Annotated in this window: 20 protein-coding genes and 1 tRNA gene; 8 read left to right on the plus strand and 13 right to left on the minus strand. The window is 56.7% G+C overall.

Annotated features, from left to right (window positions below):
• The first annotated feature begins 82 nt into the window (after nt 1-82).
• The 3 genes from BXY66_RS08115 (at nt 83) to BXY66_RS08125 (ending at nt 4,826) form a co-directional block, all read left to right on the plus strand.
• Nucleotides 83-2,500: a GcvT family protein gene (locus tag BXY66_RS08115; RefSeq protein ID WP_132859633.1), complete on the plus strand. Its 2,418-nt coding sequence runs from the start codon at nt 83-85 to the stop codon at nt 2,498-2,500.
• 23 nt (nt 2,501-2,523) lie between these two features.
• Nucleotides 2,524-3,132, plus strand: a complete 609-nt coding sequence (locus tag BXY66_RS08120; RefSeq protein ID WP_132859634.1) for a nucleotidyltransferase family protein — start codon at nt 2,524-2,526, stop codon at nt 3,130-3,132.
• Nucleotides 3,133-3,218: 86 nt separating this feature from the next.
• Nucleotides 3,219-4,826 (plus strand): hypothetical protein, encoded by a 1,608-nt coding sequence (locus BXY66_RS08125; protein WP_132859635.1) that lies wholly within the window; start codon nt 3,219-3,221, stop codon nt 4,824-4,826.
• Between the two features lie 57 nt (nt 4,827-4,883).
• Here the strand turns inward: BXY66_RS08125 and BXY66_RS08130 are convergent.
• Nucleotides 4,884-4,969 (minus strand) — tRNA-Leu (locus BXY66_RS08130).
• 164 nt (nt 4,970-5,133) lie between these two features.
• Between BXY66_RS08130 and BXY66_RS08135 the strand changes: the two genes are divergently transcribed.
• Nucleotides 5,134-5,709 (plus strand): YqaA family protein, encoded by a 576-nt coding sequence (locus BXY66_RS08135; protein WP_132859636.1) that lies wholly within the window; start codon nt 5,134-5,136, stop codon nt 5,707-5,709.
• Nucleotides 5,706-6,188 carry a disulfide bond formation protein B gene (locus BXY66_RS08140; RefSeq protein WP_132859637.1) on the plus strand — a complete coding sequence of 161 codons (483 nt, stop codon included), beginning with the start codon at nt 5,706-5,708 and terminating at the stop codon, nt 6,186-6,188. The genes BXY66_RS08135 and BXY66_RS08140 overlap by 4 nt, the downstream gene beginning before the upstream one ends.
• Nucleotides 6,189-6,213: 25 nt before the next feature.
• On the opposite strand, the gene BXY66_RS08145 is transcribed toward BXY66_RS08140, so the two are convergent.
• Nucleotides 6,214-6,639 carry an Lrp/AsnC family transcriptional regulator gene (locus tag BXY66_RS08145; protein ID WP_132859638.1) on the minus strand — a complete coding sequence of 142 codons (426 nt, stop codon included), beginning with the start codon at nt 6,637-6,639 and terminating at the stop codon, nt 6,214-6,216.
• Nucleotides 6,640-6,758: 119 nt separating this feature from the next.
• Here BXY66_RS08145 and rocF point away from each other — a divergent pair, with 119 nt between their 5' ends.
• Nucleotides 6,759-7,682, plus strand: coding sequence for an arginase (gene rocF / locus BXY66_RS08150; protein WP_132859639.1), 924 nt, complete (start codon nt 6,759-6,761; stop codon nt 7,680-7,682).
• A gap of 16 nt (nt 7,683-7,698) precedes the next feature.
• A complete protein-coding gene (locus BXY66_RS08155; RefSeq protein ID WP_132859640.1) occupies nt 7,699-8,745 on the plus strand; it encodes an ornithine cyclodeaminase in 1,047 nt (348 codons plus the stop codon).
• 44 nt (nt 8,746-8,789) lie between these two features.
• On the opposite strand, the gene BXY66_RS08160 is transcribed toward BXY66_RS08155, so the two are convergent.
• The 6 genes from BXY66_RS08160 to BXY66_RS08185 all read right to left on the minus strand — a co-directional run bounded on the left by BXY66_RS08160 (nt 8,790) and on the right by BXY66_RS08185 (nt 13,733).
• The gene (locus BXY66_RS08160) at nt 8,790-9,374 is read right to left on the minus strand and encodes an HNH endonuclease (protein ID WP_132859641.1); all 585 of its coding nucleotides are present in this window, start codon (nt 9,372-9,374) and stop codon (nt 8,790-8,792) included.
• Nucleotides 9,375-9,620: 246 nt separating this feature from the next.
• On the minus strand, nt 9,621-11,243 hold the full coding sequence (locus tag BXY66_RS08165; protein ID WP_132859642.1) for a hypothetical protein: 1,623 nt from the start codon (nt 11,241-11,243) through the stop codon (nt 9,621-9,623).
• Between the two features lie 126 nt (nt 11,244-11,369).
• Nucleotides 11,370-12,035 carry an alpha/beta hydrolase gene (locus BXY66_RS08170; RefSeq protein WP_132859643.1) on the minus strand — a complete coding sequence of 222 codons (666 nt, stop codon included), beginning with the start codon at nt 12,033-12,035 and terminating at the stop codon, nt 11,370-11,372.
• Between the two features lie 74 nt (nt 12,036-12,109).
• Nucleotides 12,110-12,526 carry a VOC family protein gene (locus tag BXY66_RS08175; protein WP_132859644.1) on the minus strand — a complete coding sequence of 139 codons (417 nt, stop codon included), beginning with the start codon at nt 12,524-12,526 and terminating at the stop codon, nt 12,110-12,112.
• 13 nt (nt 12,527-12,539) lie between these two features.
• Entirely contained in the window at nt 12,540-13,007 is a 468-nt protein-coding gene (locus tag BXY66_RS08180; protein ID WP_132860384.1) for a GNAT family N-acetyltransferase, read from the minus strand.
• Between the two features lie 87 nt (nt 13,008-13,094).
• Complete coding sequence (locus BXY66_RS08185) at nt 13,095-13,733, minus strand: DNA-3-methyladenine glycosylase family protein (protein ID WP_132859645.1); 639 nt, start codon at nt 13,731-13,733, stop codon at nt 13,095-13,097.
• Between the two features lie 96 nt (nt 13,734-13,829).
• On the opposite strand from BXY66_RS08185, the gene BXY66_RS08190 reads away from it, so the two are divergent.
• Nucleotides 13,830-15,053 (plus strand): MFS transporter, encoded by a 1,224-nt coding sequence (locus BXY66_RS08190; protein WP_132859646.1) that lies wholly within the window; start codon nt 13,830-13,832, stop codon nt 15,051-15,053.
• Between the two features lie 18 nt (nt 15,054-15,071).
• Here BXY66_RS08190 and BXY66_RS08195 read toward each other — a convergent pair whose 3' ends face one another.
• From BXY66_RS08195 to cysS, 5 genes are read right to left on the minus strand one after another with little or no spacing between them, the layout of a single operon-like run.
• The gene (locus BXY66_RS08195) at nt 15,072-15,848 is read right to left on the minus strand and encodes a squalene/phytoene synthase family protein (RefSeq protein ID WP_132859647.1); all 777 of its coding nucleotides are present in this window, start codon (nt 15,846-15,848) and stop codon (nt 15,072-15,074) included.
• Nucleotides 15,832-16,815 (minus strand): alpha/beta hydrolase, encoded by a 984-nt coding sequence (locus BXY66_RS08200; protein WP_132859648.1) that lies wholly within the window; start codon nt 16,813-16,815, stop codon nt 15,832-15,834. Before BXY66_RS08200 ends, BXY66_RS08195 begins: the two co-directional genes overlap by 17 nt.
• Before the next feature lie 27 nt (nt 16,816-16,842).
• Nucleotides 16,843-17,550 carry a class I SAM-dependent methyltransferase gene (locus tag BXY66_RS08205; RefSeq protein WP_132859649.1) on the minus strand — a complete coding sequence of 236 codons (708 nt, stop codon included), beginning with the start codon at nt 17,548-17,550 and terminating at the stop codon, nt 16,843-16,845.
• The gene (gene cimA / locus BXY66_RS08210; protein WP_132859650.1) at nt 17,550-19,181 is read right to left on the minus strand and encodes a citramalate synthase; all 1,632 of its coding nucleotides are present in this window, start codon (nt 19,179-19,181) and stop codon (nt 17,550-17,552) included. Before cimA ends, BXY66_RS08205 begins: the two co-directional genes overlap by 1 nt.
• Nucleotides 19,178-20,542 (minus strand): cysteine--tRNA ligase, encoded by a 1,365-nt coding sequence (gene cysS, locus BXY66_RS08215; protein WP_132859651.1) that lies wholly within the window; start codon nt 20,540-20,542, stop codon nt 19,178-19,180. The genes cimA and cysS overlap by 4 nt, the downstream gene beginning before the upstream one ends.
• Nucleotides 20,543-20,545: the final 3 nt, after the last annotated feature.

Here is a 20,545-nt window from a genome sequence, read left to right on the forward strand (position 1 = left end):
TGCGACCATTCCTGTCGTATTTTCACTTGCCGGAACCACATCACACTCGTTTCATGGGGCCAACGAATTTTGGAGGCGTCCTATGAAAACCACCACCCGCGTAGTTGTGATCGGAGGCGGCGTTGTAGGCTGTTCCGTGTTGTATCACCTGACAAAGCTGGGTTGGTCAGACGTTATGCTGTTGGAGCGCTCTGAACTGACCTCCGGCAGCACATGGCACGCGGCTGGCGGCTTTCATACTCTGAACGGCGACACCAACATGGCCGCCCTTCAAGGCTATACCATCCGCCTTTACAAGGAACTCGAAGAGATAACCGGAATGTCCTGTGGCCTTCATCACGTCGGCGGCGTGACCCTCGCGGACAATCAGGACCGGTTCGATATGTTGGTTGCCGAACGCGCGAAACACCGCTTCATGGGACTTGAAACAGAGGTCGTAACCCCCGAAGAAATAAAGAAAATCGCGCCAGTCACGAACATCGATGGCATCATCGGTGCACTTTACGACCCTCTCGACGGGCACCTTGATCCTTCCGGCACCACTCACGCCTACGCCAAGGCCGCGCGCATGGGCGGCGCGACCATTGAGACCCACACAAAAGTCATCGAAACCAACCAGCGTGCCGACGGCACTTGGGATGTTGTGACCGACAAAGGCACAATCCACACAGAACATGTGGTCAATGCTGCGGGCCTCTGGGCGCGCGAAGTTGGCGCAATGGCGGGCGTGTATTTCCCGCTCCATCCAATGGAGCACCAATATCTGGTGACCGAGGACGTGCCCTTGATCGTGGACATGATGAAAGACGGCAAGGAACACCCGCACGTCATGGACCCTGCAGGCGAAAGCTACTTGCGGCAAGAAGGCCAAGGACTCTGCATCGGGTTCTATGAACAGCCATGTCGCCCCTGGGCGGTGGACGGCACACCCTGGGACTTCGGACACGAACTGCTTCCCGACGACTTTGACAAGATCGAAGACAGCATTGATTTCGCTTACAAACGCTTCCCCGACCTCGAAACCGCCGGCATAAAGTCCGTCATCCACGGTCCCTTTACATTTGCTCCAGACGGCAACCCGTTGGTCGGGCCAGTCCCGGGCATGCGCAACTACTGGTCAGCCTGCGCCGTTATGGCCGGATTCTCGCAAGGGGGCGGTGTAGGGTTGATGCTGGCGCAATGGATGATCGAGGGCGAATGCGAGCGCGACACCTTTGCCATGGACTGCGCCCGTTTTGGCGATTGGATCACACCCGGATACACCCGCCCAAAAGTCATTGAAAACTATCAAAAACGGTTCTCCGTTGCCTACCCCAACGAAGAACTTCCAGCGGCGCGCCCGTTCCGACAAACGCCAATGTACGACGTCTTTGACCAGCTTGGCGCCGTTTGGGGCCATCAGTACGGGCTCGAGGTGGCGAACTACTTTGCGGAAAACGATGAACCGCGATTTGAAACTCCGTCGTTCCGGCGCTCAAACGCATTTGATGCCACGGCAAGAGAAGTAAAGACCGTTCGACAAGCCGTTGGAATCAATGAAGTTCACAACTTTGGAAAATACATCGTCACCGGCCCGAATGCCCGTCCTTGGCTTGATCGGATTATGGCCGGGCGCATTCCTGCTCAGGGCCGCCTGAGCCTTACACCGATGCTTTCTCCAAAGGGTCGTTTGATCGGGGACTTCACGGTTAGCTGCCTGTCCGACCACGCCTTCCAACTCACCGCATCGTATGGTTCCCAAGCTTACCACATGCGTTGGTTTGAACAGAACGAAGCCGAGGGCGTTAAGGTCGCAAACGTCTCTGACCGTCTGACAGGGTTTCAAATCGCGGGCCCAAAAGCGCGCGACGTTCTGGCAGCCTGCACGCGCGGCGACATCAGCAGCATGAAGTTCATGGACGTGCGCCAACTAACCATAGGTGTCGTCGACTGTCTGGTTCAGCGTGTCAGCTATACAGGCGACCTTGGTTTCGAGATTTACTGCGATCCGATGGCGCAACGCGCACTTTGGGACACGCTATGGGCAGCCGGTCAACCCCACGGTATGCGCCCGTTTGGAATGCGGGCCATGATGAGTCTGCGTCTGGACAAATTTTTCGGCAGTTGGCTTTCTGAGTTTTCGCCGGACTATACAGCCGCGGAAACCGGAATGGACCGTTTCATTTCCTTCAAGAAAAACAGCGACTTCATCGGCCGAGCTGCAGCCGAGGCCGAACGGGCCAACGGACCGTCTCGCCGCCTATGCGCTTTCGAAGTAGATGCCGAAGATGCCGATGTGAATGCCTATGAACCCATCTGGCTTGACGGGAACGTGGTTGGTTTCTGCACATCAGGCGGCTACTCACACCATGCTGGCAAATCCATCGCACAGGGCTTCCTTCCGGTAGAACGAGCCATGGCAGGCCTTGAAGTCGAAATTGAAATACTCGGTCAGATGCGCAAGGCGCGTGTAATCACTGAGCCGCTGTTTGACCCCGATGGCGCAAGAATGCGAGGGTAAGCACCACAGCTACAAGGACCGCCATGCTTGCCATCTTGCTTCTCGCCGCAGGGCGTTCTTCCCGCATGAACGGGAAAGACAAGCTTCTTGAACCGGTGAACGATACGCCCCTTTTGCGCATGATGGCGCTAAGGGCGCAAATCAATAACGTACCGGTATTCGCGGTTCTACCTCCGGACAGGCCGGAACGAGAGAAAGCCCTGACTGGGTTGGATGTCCAAACCGTTGTCGCCCAAAACGCGCACGAGGGCATGGCCCACAGCCTGATTGCAGGAATAGCGGCTCTGCCTAGCGCGATCGATGCCGCCATGATCCTTCCGGCCGACATGCCCGAAATCACTGCTGATGACATTGCCACCATGGTAGCAGCGCACAAAAACGCGGCCTCCAATAGCATCCTGCGTGCCACTGCACACGACGCAACCCCCGGCCACCCCGTGATCTTTCCCCGTGCCTACTTTGACGAATTGAGTTTGCTTTCCGGCGACGAAGGCGCACGGTCGGTACTCGCAAATCATAAAACGCGGATCACCTTCGTTCCATTGCCGGATCACCACGCGCTGACCGATCTCGACACGCCCGACGAATGGGCCGAATGGCGAGCACGTCAACACCAAGGTTCGCTAAGGTAAAACCGACCTGTCATTGTCGCGAAACCGCTTCCAGCCAGGTCACCTCTATGGCATCCTGTTCAAAAGAGCAGATACAGAACCGGAAAATGACCGCAGCACAGCCGACATTGCTGGGACAATCGTATTGCGCGGCCCTGGATCTGGGGTTTGCAATAACTTTCCGATTCCAGTTTGTCCTGTCAGAAACCAAGCGCGACCTGCCCGGTTTTGATACCCGTCCTTTCGCCGACCGGACTTTGCACACCCACAAAGACTTGCCAGTCACCGAGTTCACCGACCGAGACGGCAACCCGCTCGGTCTAATCCTTGGTTTTGCGGTCGACGAAAACGGCCAAGTCCTGACCGGTACGCACGCCTTGGATCTCGCCGGAAAAGGCGCTGAAATTGAAGAGAAAATTGAAAAGTGGCTGAGCTACCTAGGGGGCAGGTTTCTAGTCTTGACCGACCTTCCGGGCAAGACAGTCCGATCAAAACGGCTGCGCAAAATATATGCCGACCCCGCCGGATCTCTCGGAGCGGTTTACGACCCCCAAACAGGAATCGTTGCAAGTTCCGTTTTACTCTGTCTCGAACGGGACATTGACCCTGATCCAGGCGCGCGTCCGGGTGATGAACTACTGACCAACAAGCGGCTCAAGAAACTTCTGCCCGAATTTGATCCAGACACCCCAATCGGCGGCCACGGGTTTGGCACTACCCTGGATCGGCACGTGCGCCGCGTAATGGCCAACCGCGCGGTTGATCTGACCAACTTTACGGAACACCGTTTCTGGCGCCCTGAAACAGAGATGCCAAGCCTTTCGGCAGAGGACGCCGCGGCACAGATTGTGCCGGTCATGCAATCGATGATGAACGCGTTTTGCAACGTTGGCCGTGGATACTTCGCTATTTCCGGCGGCCACGACAGCCGCATGTTGCTGGCCTGCGCACCCGATCTGTCTGAAACGGAAATGGAACTCTATTGCTACGCCACAAATTGGATCGGCACTCTGGACGTGCGGGTGTCGGAGGTGCTGGCAGAAACTCTTCAGCAGCCGTTTTTCGGACAGGTCTCGGACTCCGGCCCAAAAGGAACCTTCCTCACCAATAGGAAAGCCGCGATGCGTAATCGTTTACGCTTCGCCCTCGGCTCCGGACTGTCCCACTTGGGCGACGGGTGGTGGCAGCGCGGATATGCTCGACAGCTCCGGCAGGGTGATTTCTGGCTGCGCGGCAATTTTTTGGAGATTATCACCGCCCGTGTCTGGCCGCGTTTTGACCTGACCAAATCGGATGAGTGGTTACACGCGCTTACAAACACCCGTGTCGCCCTTGGCAACGAAGCAGATGTGTCACGCAAACTTGCCTGCCTTGAAGAATGGCACCAAAGCTTGCCAATGGACGAGGACCGCCACCTTCACGATCTCACATATTTGGACCTCACTCTTGCGCCTGCCCAAGGCAGTTTCTACGGCTTTTCCAGCCACACATACCTTGCACCCGGCAACCACCGCCGCATCTTTGAGGTGGCCATGCAGGTGCCTTGGCAGGACCGAAAACGCGGACGGCTTTATGACGAGATCATGCGACAGTCGAATCCAGCGCTGCATCAAGTCCCGCTGGTTGGCGCCGCGACCTACCACGCCAAAAAACTCGACATTCCCGCGCGCCAGTATCTGGAGCAAAAGATTTCCGAATTGCCAGGACGCAATTGAACCGCAAGCAAAACAGCTTAAACAACCACCACGAAGTCACTGATTTTTTGCGGATTTTGGTGCCCAAGGAGAGACTCGAACTCTCACGATGTTACCATCGGGGGATTTTGAATCCCCTGCGTCTACCATTCCGCCACTTGGGCACTTCGGGTGATTTATCCAACCTGACCACCGACGTCCAGTACAAAAACGCGGGTTTTTTCGCACAGGCCACAACCTGCGCGTTCCGCCGTTTCACAGATTATTTGCTTGCAACTGCTGACGTATTCCCTAGGCAAGGTCCAACGACTTCTGAAGGACCTCTTGTATGCGCGCGCTCTATGATTGGACGATGCGGCTGGCAGACCATCCACGGGCGCTCTGGGCGTTGGCGATCGTCAGCTTTGTCGAGAGTTCTTTCTTCCCTATCCCGCCGGATGTACTCATGATCCCCATGATCCTCGCCGCGCCACGCAAGGCGTGGCTGATTGCATCCGTGGCCTTGGTCTCGTCGGTATTGGGTGGGCTGCTCGGCTATGCCATCGGTGCTTTCGCATTCGAACAAATCGGCCAACCTTTGCTGGCTTCCCTTGGCAAGGGCGACGCGATGACCGAGTTCAACACCCGATTTAATGACTTCGGATTTTGGGCTGTTCTTGGCGCGGGCGTTACGCCGTTCCCTTACAAAGTCATCACGATCATGTCGGGATGGACTGGAATGCCGGTGGCGACCTTTATGGCGACATCTGTACTCGCGCGTGGCATCCGCTTCTTTGCTGTGGCCGGGCTCCTTTTCTACTTCGGTGAGCCCGTGCGCGACTTCATCGAAAAACGTTTCGGCCTTGTCGCGACCGTGTTTATTTTGCTGCTGTTCGGCAGCTATCTTCTGGTGAGCTATCTATGAAATACCTCGACCTTCTCTCCCAAAAACAATGGGTTGGTCTTCTGACCGCATTTTCTGTGTTCATGGTGCTGGGCGCCTGGGGCTTTGAATTCATAGGAAATCTCCCCCCGTGCCAGCTGTGTTACTACCAGCGCTATCCTCATTGGGTTGCCGCAGGCGCAGGAGTGCTCGCAATTTTCGTCGGCGGTCAGATTTGGCTCTACCTTGGAGCACTGGGCGCCGCAGCCTCTGGCTTTGTAGCTGCATTCCACACCGGCGTCGAACGCGGTTGGTGGGATGGACCGGCAAGTTGCTCCGGCGGAATGGCTCTCGACAAGGTCTCTACTGACGACCTGTTTGATCAGATCATGTCGGCCCCACTCGTGCGCTGCGACGAGATCCCATGGGAACTTTTTGGTCTTTCGATGGCCAATTACAATATGCTGATGTCGCTCACTGCGGCTGTTCTGTGGATTTATGCAGCCCGCAGGTCTTCCTGACAGTTCAGATATGCACGGGCAAAACTTATCCTGATTTCTTTGTAGAAAGAAGCAGGTTGGTTTCGCTCGTAGCAACACCGTCAAGCTTGCGGATCAAGCCCAGAATCGCGTCCAGTTCGTCCAGGGTTTCGGTGCCAAGTTCAAGGATCAGATCCCAACGGCCATTGGTCGAATGGATCGCACGCACCGCCTTGAGACCGTGCAACTGACGGATAATTCGGTCTGTACCGCGTCCTTCGATACCCAAAAGCATCAAACCACGAACCGGATCGGTCTTGGTCTCTTCTTGAAGCACCACGGTAAACCCGACGATATCACCGCGCTGGCGCAGCCGTTCGATCCTGCCGCGCACAGTTGTACGTGACACGCCCAACTCCAGCGCCAAATCGGACAGCGACGCTCTGGCATCGTGTCTCAGCGCAGAAATTAGCTTTCGATCAATTCCATCCATTTCGGCACTCCATGCGTCCGATCTGTTAAATCACGTTTCGCTTTGAGCAAATTGATGGGTCAAAATCAACCCATTTTGATCACATCTTCCAGAAAACAGGACGAACACAGGAAACGCACATGACACAGCAAAGCTGCCTTCTATTGGGCGCGCCTGTCGACAGCGGAAAAAAACGTCGCGGATGCCTTATGGGACCGGACGCTTATCGTACCGCGGGCTTGGCGGAAAGCCTTTCTGATCTGGGACACGACGTCCGCGATCTTGGCAATGTCGCTCCCGCCGCTTTCGCACCCGACGAAACAGGCTCCCTGCCCCATGCTCTGAATGAAACGATTGCATGGACAGATGCGCTTACCAAGGCTGCCGAGGCAGCCATGCAGACGGGCCTGCCAATTTTCATGGGTGGTGATCACAGCTTGTCAGCTGGCACCGTCGCTGGGGTAGCAAATCATGCTGCCGCTCTGAATCGCCCCTTGTTTGTACTCTGGTTGGATGCCCACACGGACTACCACACCCCCCACACCACGGATTCCGGCAATCTGCACGGGACCCCCGTTGCCTACTTCACCGGCGTAGAAGGCTTTGAAGGCTTCCCGCCGATCCAAAATCCCGTTCCGCAGGAAAATGTCTGCATGATCGGGTTGCGTTCTGTTGATGCCGCCGAGCGCGAGGCCCTTCAGGCAACCGCAATCCGCACACATGATATGCGGGAAATCGACGAAAACGGCATTGCCAAGCCCTTGGCTGCCTTCCTTGACCACGTGGCTGCCCAAAACGGTCTGTTGCATGTCTCGCTGGATGTCGACTTCCTAGATCCGTCGGTCGCCCCAGCCGTTGGCACAACAGTTCCGGGGGGCGCCACAGTACGCGAGGCTCATCTTGTCATGGAAATGCTGCATGACAGCGGCCTATTGACGTCTTTGGACCTCGTCGAACTCAACCCCTTCCTTGATGAACGTGGCCGCACGGCGAAGCTGATGGTGGATCTCGCCGCCTCCGCGCTTGGCCGCCGTGTCTTTGACCGTCCGACCCGCAGTTTCTAAGCCTGAGGAGCCAACCATGTCTCAACCCTCCGACAAGGCCCTCGTGCCCTTTGTTTCCGTCGACAACATGATGCGCCTCGTGCATCACATCGGTATCGAGCAGGTCCTGATCGACCTCGCCACTTACGTCGAAGACGACTTTCGCCGTTGGGAGCTCTTTGACAAGACCCCACGCGTCGCCAGCCATTCCGAAGTAGGTGTGATCGAGCTTATGCCAACGTCTGACGGAGAAGCCTACGGTTTCAAATACGTCAACGGACACCCCAAGAACACCTCCGAAGGGCTTCAGACGGTGACCGCATTCGGGCTTCTGGCAAATGTCTACACCGGCTATCCGGTGCTCCTGACCGAAATGACAATTCTGACAGCTCTGCGCACAGCTGCTACATCAGCTATGGCCGCCAAGTATCTGGCGCCAAAAGGTTCTGACACGATGGCCATGATCGGGAACGGTGCGCAGTCCGAATTTCAGTCTCTGGCAATGAAGGCCATTCTCGGCCTTAAGACGGTGCGTTTGTACGACAAAGATCCCGCGGCCACAGCAAAATGTGCGGCCAACCTTGCCGGTACCGGCCTCAACGTCGTGTCCTGCGCCACGCCACAGGAAGCCATCGAAGGCGCACAAATCCTGACGACCTGCACCGCAGACAAGCAGTACGCGACGATCCTGAGCGACAACATGGTTGGCGCAGGCGTGCATATCAACGCGATCGGCGGTGATTGCCCGGGCAAGACCGAACTCGCCAAAGGCATCCTGGAGCGTTCCGACGTTTTTGTGGAATTCCCGCCTCAAACCCGGGTCGAAGGCGAAATCCAACAAATGGATGAGGACTTTGCTGTCACGGAACTTTGGCAAGTGATCTCCGGCCAAACGGAAGGCCGTAAAGACCCGCGTCAAATAACCTTGTTTGACAGCGTCGGCTTTGCAATCGAAGACTTCTCCGCACTTCGCTACATCCGGGACAAGGTGTCGGAAACGCCTTTCAAAGAAGATCTGGACATGCTCGCGGATCCTGACGATCCGCGCGATTTGTTTGGCATGCTACAACGCGCCAAAGCCTAGTCGGAATCAAAGCAGGGCGCGCTCCGCACAGAGCGCGTCCGTTTTCACTGGTCGAGCTCTGCGTCCCAGTACAGAAAATCCATCCAGCTTTCGTGCAGATAGTTTGGCGGAAATCTCCTGCCCATATTACGCAACTCTTCCGCACAGGGCTGACGGGGCGGTTTTCTCAGGCTCATTCTCGCCTGTCGCAGGCTCTTCGACCCTTTTTTCAAATTACATGGGCTACAGGCTGCAACCACATTCTGCCAGCTTGTCACCCCACCAGCTGCGCGCGGTACAACGTGGTCGAAAGTCAGATCTCCACGGCTGCCGCAGTACTGACAGCAGAATTCGTCCCTCAAAAATAAATTAAAGCGCGTGAAGGCCACGCGCTTTTGAGGTTTGACATAGTCTTTGAGAACAACCACCGACGGTATACGTATCACCGTGGACGGGCTTCGAACCACCTGGTCGTATTCCGCCACAATGTCCACCCTGTCCATATAGGCCGCCTTCACAGCATCCTGCCACGGCCAAAGCGACAACGGATAATAAGACAAAGGCCTGTAATCCGCATTCAACACCAAAGCAGGGTGCTGTTTCACCCCCGAAGGTTGCCTCGTAAATTCCGTCCTGAAGTCGCCATCCATAGTGACTCTCTCTCCGCCTCGGCTCACGTTACACGCAAGCCCCTGCCCAGTTTTTCTGGCTCCAAGGCGGGCGCCACCGCCCCGGCTCACCTCCACTATATATCGTGGTATCTTCCTGACAAGCCTCACAATCTATGTATAGGCTGGCGAATATCTACAGCGATTAAATGACATGCAAATGACAGCCCTCTGAACTTATCCACAGACCTGTCCACAGCGCACGGCAGAGATCAGCAAAGCGCTGGATCAGTAGAATTTCAAACCTCGCAGATCGAAACTTTTGCTCAACATCAGGCTGAAGCGGACGTCGTCCTGCGCCACCAGCGTTCCGATACCGTATTGTCCGATTGCATTGGTCGCATTCAAATCCACCGACAGCCCTGAGGAACCGACGTTGTATCGCATTCCAGCCGCCCATGTGACATCGCTCGCATCCAGCAGAACCGGCGTCACCTCGGCGATCAACTCAATCGCGTCCGAAACCGCAAAGTTCACACCAAGGCCCACGCCTGCCGCCTCGACATTACCGAATGCCGCAAGCTTGGGATTCGCCGTAAGCGCCACACGACCTGTCTTATAGCTGGCCATTGCATCAAAATAGAACACGCCCACACCGGATCTGCTGTCGATCTGGCGGCCGTAAAGCAGTCTTGCGCCAAGAGAAAACGGATCACCGTTGTTCTGGTCCATAAAGCGCAGTTTGGGACCGAACATGTAACGGACGGAATTGGTGGGCACGAGACTGCTGGGCGCAGAACTATTCTTTGAATATTGTTCGAAAATCACCTGAATTTCGCCATCTCTGTCAGGCGAAAAGCCGAGCGCGACGCCACCTGCGCTGTCACTCCCTCCCCAAAGGCTCGCGCGCAGATGCCCAGGTTCGGCAACATCCGCGCTTCCAAGAATGACACCGTCCTGCTGAAGCGATACCTGCCGTGCCGTCACCGGAGCAGGTGCACCGCGATAGCTTTCAGGCCGTGCCGCGCCCGGCGTGTAAACCAACTGCAGACCCGCGAGAATTTCATCCCCTTCCGGCCAATGGGTCAAAATGCTGGTGGCTGGAGTCATGCCAACGCCATTGGTCAAATACGCCTGCAACGCGGCTTTCGGGGTCACATTGTATTGTCCGGACACGGTCCAGACCGGTGCTTTCTTGTAACCGCCACTGCTCGAGATTGTGTTGGTACCACTCACTGGCGTGTCCACGGCGGCAGCAAAACTCAATCTACGTCCCGCTTTTATCGTAGCGCCAACACCAAGGCTGCCGATCGTCCCGAAAAACTGGGCACCATTCAAACTGTCGGGCATAACCGTGACAGATGGCGTGAAATGCAACGCAAAACTGTCGCTGACCTGATAGCTTACGGGCAGCTTCAATGCGCCGATAAATTCGTGTCGCGACGAACCTCCCCAAATCGGCGAGCGCGCGTGCAGCATATTCTCAACCGACAGCAATCCGGACACAGACACACGGTCGTCACGATAGAAGTTGTATTTGCCCCACGCAGCCAGCGTGTTCATTTTAATTGCAGGATTTGTGCCTCCAATTGGATCGATTGTGGGATCGTCATAGGTCTGTGCATCAAAGCCGAACGTCAGCTGGTCGGTAACCGCAAAACTGCCCCCACCATAATAAAGCTGGTTACCTGTACCCGCACTTTTACGCGGATCGGACTGGTGCCAGCCGATGGTCAGGCCAAGCGTACCTTTGTGATGGGTATTTGCTGTTTCAAAACCACCAATGCGGCTTGGCATTTGTTCAACAATGACCTGCCCTTCCTGCGCATGTACAGAACTCGCGGCCAAGGTCAAACCGGCCACAACACGCGTCATGATGCCAACTTTGAAATCGATCTTCTTTGCAAACATGTAAAAAACCCAACCCAAATTCCCTTCTCAAACTCTCTATCGCGCGCAGGCCCAATGCCAAAGCAAATAAACAAAAACACCCCCGCCTTTACGACGAGGGTGCTCATTGCATCACTTTTGCAGCGTTCAGAGGCCGAGTTTGTCTCGCATGAACGCCAATGCAACCGAAAGACCGTCTGGCGCGATTCCATGAGCGGTGCCTTTCATCACATGGGCAAAGACATCCTGGAAACCGGCCTTTTGCAAAGCCTCCGCTGCTTGCGGCAAAGACTGAGGCGGCACAACGTCATCCATGTCGCCGTGCACCAGCAAGACCGGCGGGCGACTGACGACTTCGTCTTCCAGTAATTCAGGCTGCAAAAGGCGTCCGGAAAACGCGACAACGCCCGCCAGAGAATCTTCGCGCCGGGGCGCTACATGCAAACTCATCATCGTGCCTTGCGAAAAGCCAAACAGCACGACTTGTTCCGGCAGCAGGTCTTCATCCACCATCACCGCATCAAGAAACGCGTTCAGGTCCTCCACAGCGGACATCATGCCGCGTGCGCTTTCCTCTTCGCTCGACCCATCAATCCACGGGATCGGGAACCACTGACGCCCCATTGGCATTCCGGGAATTTCTTCCGGCGCATCCGGTGCAAGGAACAGAGTATCTGGCAGATGCTCGCCAAGCGGGTCAGCCAAACCCAGCAAATCCGCGCCATTCGCGCCATATCCATGCAGGAAAATCACCGCCGAGCGGGTTTCACCGGAGACCGGCTCCTTGCGGCCAGCTTTCAAAACTCGGGTCATCTTGGTTCTCTCTCAGTCCATCGTTGCCCCTGTCTGTCACGCCCCGCGTCTCACCGCAAGAACACGGCAACGTATCAGTCATCCCGTCCGGGCTCATCTGGATTACTGGAAAACAAAGCGATCTTGTTGCCTTGCGGATCGCGCAGGTACCCCACAAAGAAACGCGGCCCATATTCCGCACGAAAACCGGGCGCGCCCTCACTCGACCCACCCGCTGCCAAGCCCGCTGCATGCAAGGTCCGCACCTGAGCCTGATTTGCCGCTTCAAAGGCAACCATGTTCCCGTTGCCTGCCACCGCCTTGCCACCATCAAATGGCCGTTTCACGTAAAAATCCGGCGACGCCGGCGCCTTTCCCTCCTCGACGGGGATCACATAGCTCAAGTCGCCGTGATATCGCTCCACCGCATAGCCAAGCGCAGGTAGAAACGCCGAATAAAAGCGCTCTGCGGCTGCCATGTCATCAACTCCGACCGTGACATAGGAAATCATGCAACCGATCCTCTCAAAACGTCAGGTTCATGACCATCTCGTACCATTGCGCCCCACCGTGGGTCGAGCGGGAAGGCTTTGTGAACTTATACCCAAACCTTTCATAGAGCGGCCGGTAATTCTCTTTGCACATAAGGTGAATTTGTTCTTTTCCGGCCGCCTTCATCCGCGTGACAAACTCGGTCATCAAAGATGTGGCAAGCCCACGTCCTTGAAAATCGGGATCCAGCACGACAGACATGATCACGACATCTCGCGCCTCCGCGTCATGACCAATCAGCTCTTTGAAAGCATCGTCAGACATTTCAACTTCATGTGCACAGCCGCTGTTGATGAACCCGACGATCGTTCCGCCAAGCTCAAGGATCAAAAACCCCTCAGGGTAGCCTTCAATCCGCGTGGCGATCTTCGCCAAAGTCGCAGCTTCATCTTCAGCATAGGCCGCGGCCTCAATTTCGAAGCAACGCGCGGCGTCGTCCATGCGTGCCCATCTGAACTCCAGTTTGTTTTCCAAAACCAATCCTCAAATGCCTTTTGCCCTGAAATTGCACAGACAATTCCGCCCTCGTTAGGCAATGCCTTCTCGATTTTTTTCAACGTGGTAATAGGCCCATAAAATCCGCGCGGCTACCGATCGCCAGGGAGACCAGTCCTCTGCCATTAGCCGCAGTTCCTTTTCCTTGGGGCGCGTATCAAGATCAAACAGTATGCGCGCACCTTCTTGCAGCGCCAGATCTCCGGGGGCAAATACGTCGGCACGTCCAAGCGAAAACATCGCATAAATTTCCGCGGTCCAAACTCCGATGCCAGTCACCGCCGTCAACGTACGCACAACCTCTTCCGTAGAGGCATCCCTCAAAGCATCGTAGTCAATTCCGGCAGCCGCCAAAGCTTGCGCGTATTTGATCTTCTGGCGCGAAAGCCCTCCGGCCCGCAAACCTTCTTCGCCCGCCGCAAGCACTGCCTCAGGCGTGACCAATCCCAAATCCTCAAGGCGTGACCAGATCGCCCGCGCCGAGGCCACACTGACTTGTTGGCTGACAATTGCACTCAGAAGTTGGGCAAACCCGTCAGGTCGCAACCTCAAGGGCAAATCTCCGGTCTCGCCAAGCGCGTATGCAAAACGAGGCTCGTGCTGTGACAGCCAGGCTGCGCCTTCGCTAACACATGCATCCGCTTTGATCACGCGACCGACGCTGCTGGACATAGGTTCCCTCACATTTCCTTGCTGCGAACCCTAGCGCTCCAGCTGGCTGACGCCAACCTCTGGACCTCTCTTGATGAACAAGTTAACGCTTGCGCCATGAGTGAGACCACAGCCCCCCTGCCCGCCGACGATTCCCGCGCCAAACGCAATGTTTTGATCCTTGTGCTTGCGCAAGCTTTCCTTGGAGCGCAGATGCCGCTGATCTTCACCATCGGCGGTCTCGCGGGGCAATCGCTGGCCTCCAACCTGTGTTTTGCAACCCTGCCGATCTCACTGATTGTCCTGGGCAGCATGGTGTCAGCCACGCCTTTGTCTGCGATCATGCAGAAATACGGTCGCCGCTTCGGTTTTCTGGTGGGTACAACAGGCGGTGCCCTCGGAGGCGCAATCGGCGCCTATGGTCTGTATCTCAACAGCTTCACGGTGTTCCTGATCGGATCTTTCATGACCGGTGTCTATATGTCGGCACAGGGTTTCTATCGCTTTGCCGCTTCTGACACCGCCTCCGACGAGTACCGCCCGAAAGCAATTTCCTATGTCATGGCAGGCGGCTTGCTATCGGCCATCATAGGCCCGCAGCTTGTCAAAGTAACCTCAGACAGCATGGTGATCCCGTTCCTTGGGGCATATCTTGCGGTGATCGCGATCAATGTCATCGGCTCGCTGCTATTCTTCTTTATAGACATCCCGAAACCTCCGGCACCGGCGGCAGACGCACCCAAAGGCCGCACCCGTTGGGAACTGATCACGACGCCGCGCATCGCCGTTTCCGTGATCTGCGCGATGGTCGCTTACGCTCTGATGAACCTTGTAATGACTTCGACACCGCTCGCAGTTGTCGGCTGTGGGTTTGAACAAAACGACGCCGCCAATGTTGTCACGGCCCACGTGTTGGCGATGTTCGCACCAAGCTTTTTCACTGGCCACTTGATCGCTCGTTTCGGTGTCGAGAAAATCGTGGGCGCGGGCATCCTGATCCTTGCGGGCGCAGGCGCGGTCGCCCTTCAGGGCGTGCAACTTGAGAATTTCTTTGTGGCCCTGATCCTGCTTGGCTTCGGCTGGAACTTCGGCTTCATCGGTGCAACAACCATGCTGACAAGTGCCCATACTGTCGAGGAACGCGGACGTATGCAGGGCATGAATGACCTGATCGTATTCGGCGGCGTGACTGTGGCTTCGCTGGCATCCGGAGGGTTGATGAACTGTTCCGGAGGCGACGCAGTGACCGGCTGGACATCGGTCAATATCGCAATGGCACCGTTCCTGATGCTTGCCGGCGGCGCGTTGATCTGGCTGGTGATGCGCCCCAAAGACGCTTAATCAAAAAGCGAGGGCTTTTCAGATTCTTCCGCTGACAGCGCGGAACATCAGACCAAACCGCTTGGCAAACTCACTTTGCCCAAGCGCCCCGTCAATAACCCGCTCTGGCTCTTTCGCCGCCTGGCCTAGAATGGCCGAAGCCTCCCATGCAGCCAACAACGCCTGCGCCGCGTGTTTGGAGACCTCTGCCCTGCGCGTTCTGGCACGTTCCATCCGCGCCAGACCTTCGGTCGCCAACGCGGCAACCGTTTCTGGACGCCCATCCAATAGGGGCACGCGTTTGGCCTTTTCCAACGCAGGTATCGCGCGCAACCAGTTGGCCAGCGCCAACGCATAACCAAAGTCTTGCGCGATCTCGGCAGGGCACGGTCCGAGAGACTGCGCCGCAACTTGCATCAGACCGCCGCCTGTGTCCTGCAAATAGCTTTCAAAATGCGCCTCGTCCTCAAACGGATCGCTATAAACGTCCCAGCGTCGCGCAATGACAAGCCGCTCCAGCGTTTCGGCAGCGTCCTTGTCAATCACCAGCGCCAAGGGTGTTACAACATCATGGCGGCGTACAAATCCACCTGCCCGGATTTCGTCAAGCGCATCGCGCCACCATTGCAGGCGCATTTCAGCAATCATCGTTTCCTGCGTCACCCAGGGTGCGCGCGAAACCTCAACATTGAATGCATAAATCGGCAACAGAACATCCCGCGCCGCAGGCTTGGCAGCCATCACAGCAGCGAACCGGTCCGGATCGCCTTTTTGCACCAATCCGGCGCAGGACATCAGATCATCGGAAACGCTCAAGAAACTCCCCCATCAGCACCGCTGTTTCCGGCGCGTCTACAATATCCAAATGCCCAACGCCATCCACCACATGATACCGGCCTAGCGACGTCACTTCAGACATCAGAGGCTGATACCCTTCTGCGACAAAGCTCTCGTCGGCACTACCCGCTATCAAAAGAAATTCCGGCAGAGCAGCCACATCCTCAAGATAAGCATTGCGCGGTGCAAACGCTTTGTTCAGCCGCCAACTATAGGCCAATGTCGCCTGCTCCGCATTTGGGCCCTGCATCACAGCCTCAGGCATCGCAAACTGCATCATCGTCAGATGATCCAAGGCCTTGATGCCAACCATATTGAGCATGCTCAGGCCAATGATGCGGCGTGTCAGCGGATAAGCCCAGCCACCGGAATTTGGGCGGGTTGTCGGCGCGTCATATTTTAGGAATGGCGCCAGCAGCACCGCACCATCGATCTGTTCACGATGCGCACCTCCGGCAAAGCGCACGACCAATCCGCCACCAGAGCTGTGGCCACCCAGAACAACCCGCTGCCCGTCTTTTCGATAAGCCGAGATAAGGTCCGAGAGATCATCCTCCAGCTGCCCTACATACGAGACATCGCCACGCGGCGCAGGTCCGTTGAAATGTCCACGAAGATTCACCGTTAAAACATCTGCCCGGCTGGCAAGTTTTCCGGCGATCCGGTCGAATTGCCCGCCATGCCAGCCCGAGCCGTGCACGAGCACAAGGAGCGGCGAGCCTTCTGGCCCCGCGGCAAAACCAGAGCGCAACGTGGCACCGTCGCGTGCCTTTGTTTGAACCATATTCAGCGGGTCACCCGGAGCGCGTTGCAAAGTGGCGTTGAAATCCAACCCCGCCCCCTCGCGACCAATGGTGTCTTTTGGCGACTGAGAAAAAATCAAACCAAGCGCAATACAAAGCGTGATCACGGGCGTCAAAATGATCGCCCAAAAGAAATGGGTCATAAGGTCCTCAAAAGTCTAAATAAAAAATCAAATAGGTCGCGTCACACAGAGTAAATAGCCGCAGCTCTCACGGTTCTCCCGCCACGTCCGCGCCTCGGCTTCCGCCTCATCCAGCACCGCGCTCAGTGCCGCATCTGCGCCGTCTCGCAACATGGCAACACGCTTGTCCATTGGGCCATAATAAGCTTCCCAAGCCGCGTCACTAACCTTGCGCGTGCCCAGCACCTCGAACCCGGCCGTTTCGACGCGCGCACGGATGTCCGCCTCGGTGCCAACGGGATAGTCCTCAAACATCGCAGCTGCCCGCGCTTTGTCACCGTCAAAAGAACACGGCTCCGAAAACGCCACGGTACCGCTTTCTGTGAGTTTAGAGCGCCAGCCAGCCAGACCACCCTCGATTCCGACAAAATACAAAGCACCGGCACACCAGATAAAATCAAACGGCCCATCTTGCGCCATCATGTTACCCGTGATCGCCGTGACCCGGACATCCTCCGCAAACCGCGTCATCGCCTGTTCGGTGAACCCCTCATGCGTATCCACCGTCAAAATGCGCCCATGCGGCGCGGCCGTCAGCAATGCCTGCACATCGCCACCAGGTCCACCACCGGCATCAAGAATGCGCGCCCCGTCCGGAACACCGGCCAGTGCACAGGCCCAAGCAACTTCATCCGGATGCCCCGGTCCCTCGCGCGGCAAATCCTTATGCACCAGAAAGAAGTTATCCCAATCCATCAGACTGCTACCCGGGCGCCTTCTTGCGCGAGCTTCCAGTTCAAAGCCTCGAGCAGTGCCTCAAAGCTCGCGTCAACTATGTTTGCCGAGACGCCCACAGTGGCCCAGCGACGTCCGGTTCCGTCCTCGAAGTCTATTATTACGCGGGTCACCGCTTCTGTGCCGCCGTTGGTGATCCGGACTTTGAAATCCACAAGCCGCACGTCATCTATGATGCCCTGATAGGGGCCCAGGTCCGCCTTCAACGCCTGCCAAAGTGCGTTCACCGGACCTTCGTCTTTCATGTCGTCAGCGTGTTCGTTCTTGAAGTAATTAGTCAGCTTGGCCCCACTGGGCAGCTGCACCGTCACCACTGCCTCGCTTTCCACCAGAAGATTGCCCCGCGCGTTGCGTCGCCGCTCCGAAATGACCCGATACCGCTCCACATCAAAGAACCGCTCGGTCAGGCCCATTTCCTCGCGCGCCAGCAACTCGAAACTCGCCTGCGCGCTGTCATAAGAATATCCCTCGGACTCGCGCTCCTTGATCCGGTTCAGAATTCGGCCAAGCGCGGGATCCCCTTTTTCAACGCTCAGATTTGCGTCCGCCAAACGCTTGCGCAGGTTGGATTGGCCAGCCTGATTGGACATCGGAATGATCCGGACATTTCCCACGACGGACGGTTCGACGTGCTCATATGTGCTCGGATCCTTGAGGATCGCACTCGCATGCAGCCCGGCCTTGTGGGCAAAGGCGCTCGCCCCGACATAAGCCGCCTGACGCATCGGCACGCGGTTCAGGATGTCATCCAGCATCCGGCTCGCCCGCGTCAGCCCTTCCAAGGCCGTCAGGCTCACGCCAATCTCGAACCGGCTCCTGTAAGGCTCTTTCAGAAGCAATGTCGGAATAAGGGTCGTCAGATTGGCATTCCCGCATCGCTCCCCAAGACCGTTGAGCGTCCCTTGTATCTGGCGAGCTCCGGCATCCACAGCGGCAAGCGAGTTGGCCACGGCATGTTCTGTGTCGTTGTGTGTATGAATGCCAAGATGATCGCCCGGGATCCCGGCGGCAATCACAGCCTTTGTGATTTCGTAAACCTCTCGCGGCATCGCTCCGCCGTTGGTGTCACACAGGACAATCCACCGGGCACCGGCGTCAAATGCGGCCTTAACGGTCTCCAGCGCATAAGCCGGATTGGCTTTGTACCCGTCAAAGAAATGCTCCGCATCAAACAGCGCTTCTCGTCCTTGCGCCACCATATAAGCCACCGATTTGGAGACGTTTTCCACGTTCTCCTCCAACGAGATGCCAAGGGCCGTGGTGACATGGAAGTCATGGGTTTTGCCCACGAGGCAGACCGCTGGTGTGCCTGCGTTCATCACTGCAGCAAGCACATCGTCGTTTTCCGCCGACATGCCCGCCCGCTTGGTCATGCCAAACGCCGTAAAGGTCGCCGCAAGTTTGGGTTTGGTTTCGAAAAACTCGCTGTCCGTCGGGTTCGCCCCGGGCCAGCCGCCCTCGATATAGTCGACGCCAAGTTGGTCCAGCACAGCAGCAATCTGCGCTTTCTCGGACGTGGCAAACTGAACACCCTGCGTCTGCTGCCCGTCTCGAAGGGTCGTGTCATAAAGGTACAGGCGCTCTTTGGTCACAACAGCCCCTCCAGTTTGCTCGCGTCAAAGCCTGCCGCAGGCAACAACTCCACGCCGGCTTTGCTCATGCGAACCTCGACACCAGCCTCAACCAGCACCCCCTTGATGCGATCCACCTCGGCAAAATCCTTGCTCGCCATCGCCGCGTCTCTGGCTTCGGCCAGCAAAGCTTCATATGCGCTCAGGTCTTTGCCCCGAGCCCAATCGCCAAGATCATCCGTCAGCAACCCGAGCATCCGCGCACCGGCCAGCAAACCTGCCGCATCGCCTGCGCTGGCAAGACCGTGCAGCACAGCGATCGCACCTGCCGTATTCAGGTCGTCGGCAACACATGCCAAAACGTCGCCCGGTACGTTCTCCGACGGGTTCACACCGTCTGTCACCGTTCGCCACTTCCGCAACGTTGCCTCTGCTTCACCAGCCTTCTTTGCGGTCCAGTCCATCGGCTTGCCGTAGTGCGTGCTCAGGAACACAAAGCGCACCACCTCTCCGGGAATACCTTCGTCCAGCAGGTCTCGAACGGTGAAGAAATTGCCCAGAGACTTGGACATTTTCTTGCCTTCGACCTGCAACATCTCGTTGTGAAGCCAATAGTTTGCCATGTGCTGCCCACCATTGGCGCAGCAGCTTTGAGCTATCTCGTTTTCGTGGTGCGGAAACATCAGGTCATTGCCGCCGCCGTGAATGTCAAACTGCGCGCCCAGCAATTCAAAACTCATCGCCGAGCACTCGATGTGCCAACCCGGACGTCCACGTCCCCAAGGGCTTTCCCAACCAGGCGTTGCGTCATCCGAAGGCTTCCACAAGACAAAATCCATCGGATCTTCCTTGTAGGACGCGACTTCGACCCGAGCGCCTGCGATCATGTCATCAACAGAACGGCCCGACAGCTTGCCATAGTCGTCGTACTTGCGGACCCGAAACAGCACATGGCCGTCGTGAGCATAGGCAAATCCGTCCGAGATGAGCTTTTCGATCATTGAGATCATTTGCCGGATATATTGCGTCGCGCGCGGCATGTGGTTGGGCTCCATTGCGCCAAGCGCGCCCATGTCATCCAGATACCACTGCGTTGTCTCGGCTGTAATGTCGCCAATGTCGCGCCCGCTCTCCGCTGCGCGCGCGTTGATCTTGTCGTCCACGTCCGTGAAGTTGCGCACATACGTTACGTGATCCGCGCCATAGACCTCACGCAGAAGACGGTACAGCACATCAAATACCACAACAGGACGCGCATTCCCGATATGTGCACGGTCGTAGACCGTCGGCCCACAGACGTACATCCGCACATTTTCAGGATCGATGGGCGCAAATACTTCCTTTTTGCGGCTCAGCGAGTTGTGCAGTTTGATCTCGGTCATCAG

Source organism: Shimia isoporae (assembly GCF_004346865.1).
Lineage (GTDB): Bacteria > Pseudomonadota > Alphaproteobacteria > Rhodobacterales > Rhodobacteraceae > Shimia > Shimia isoporae.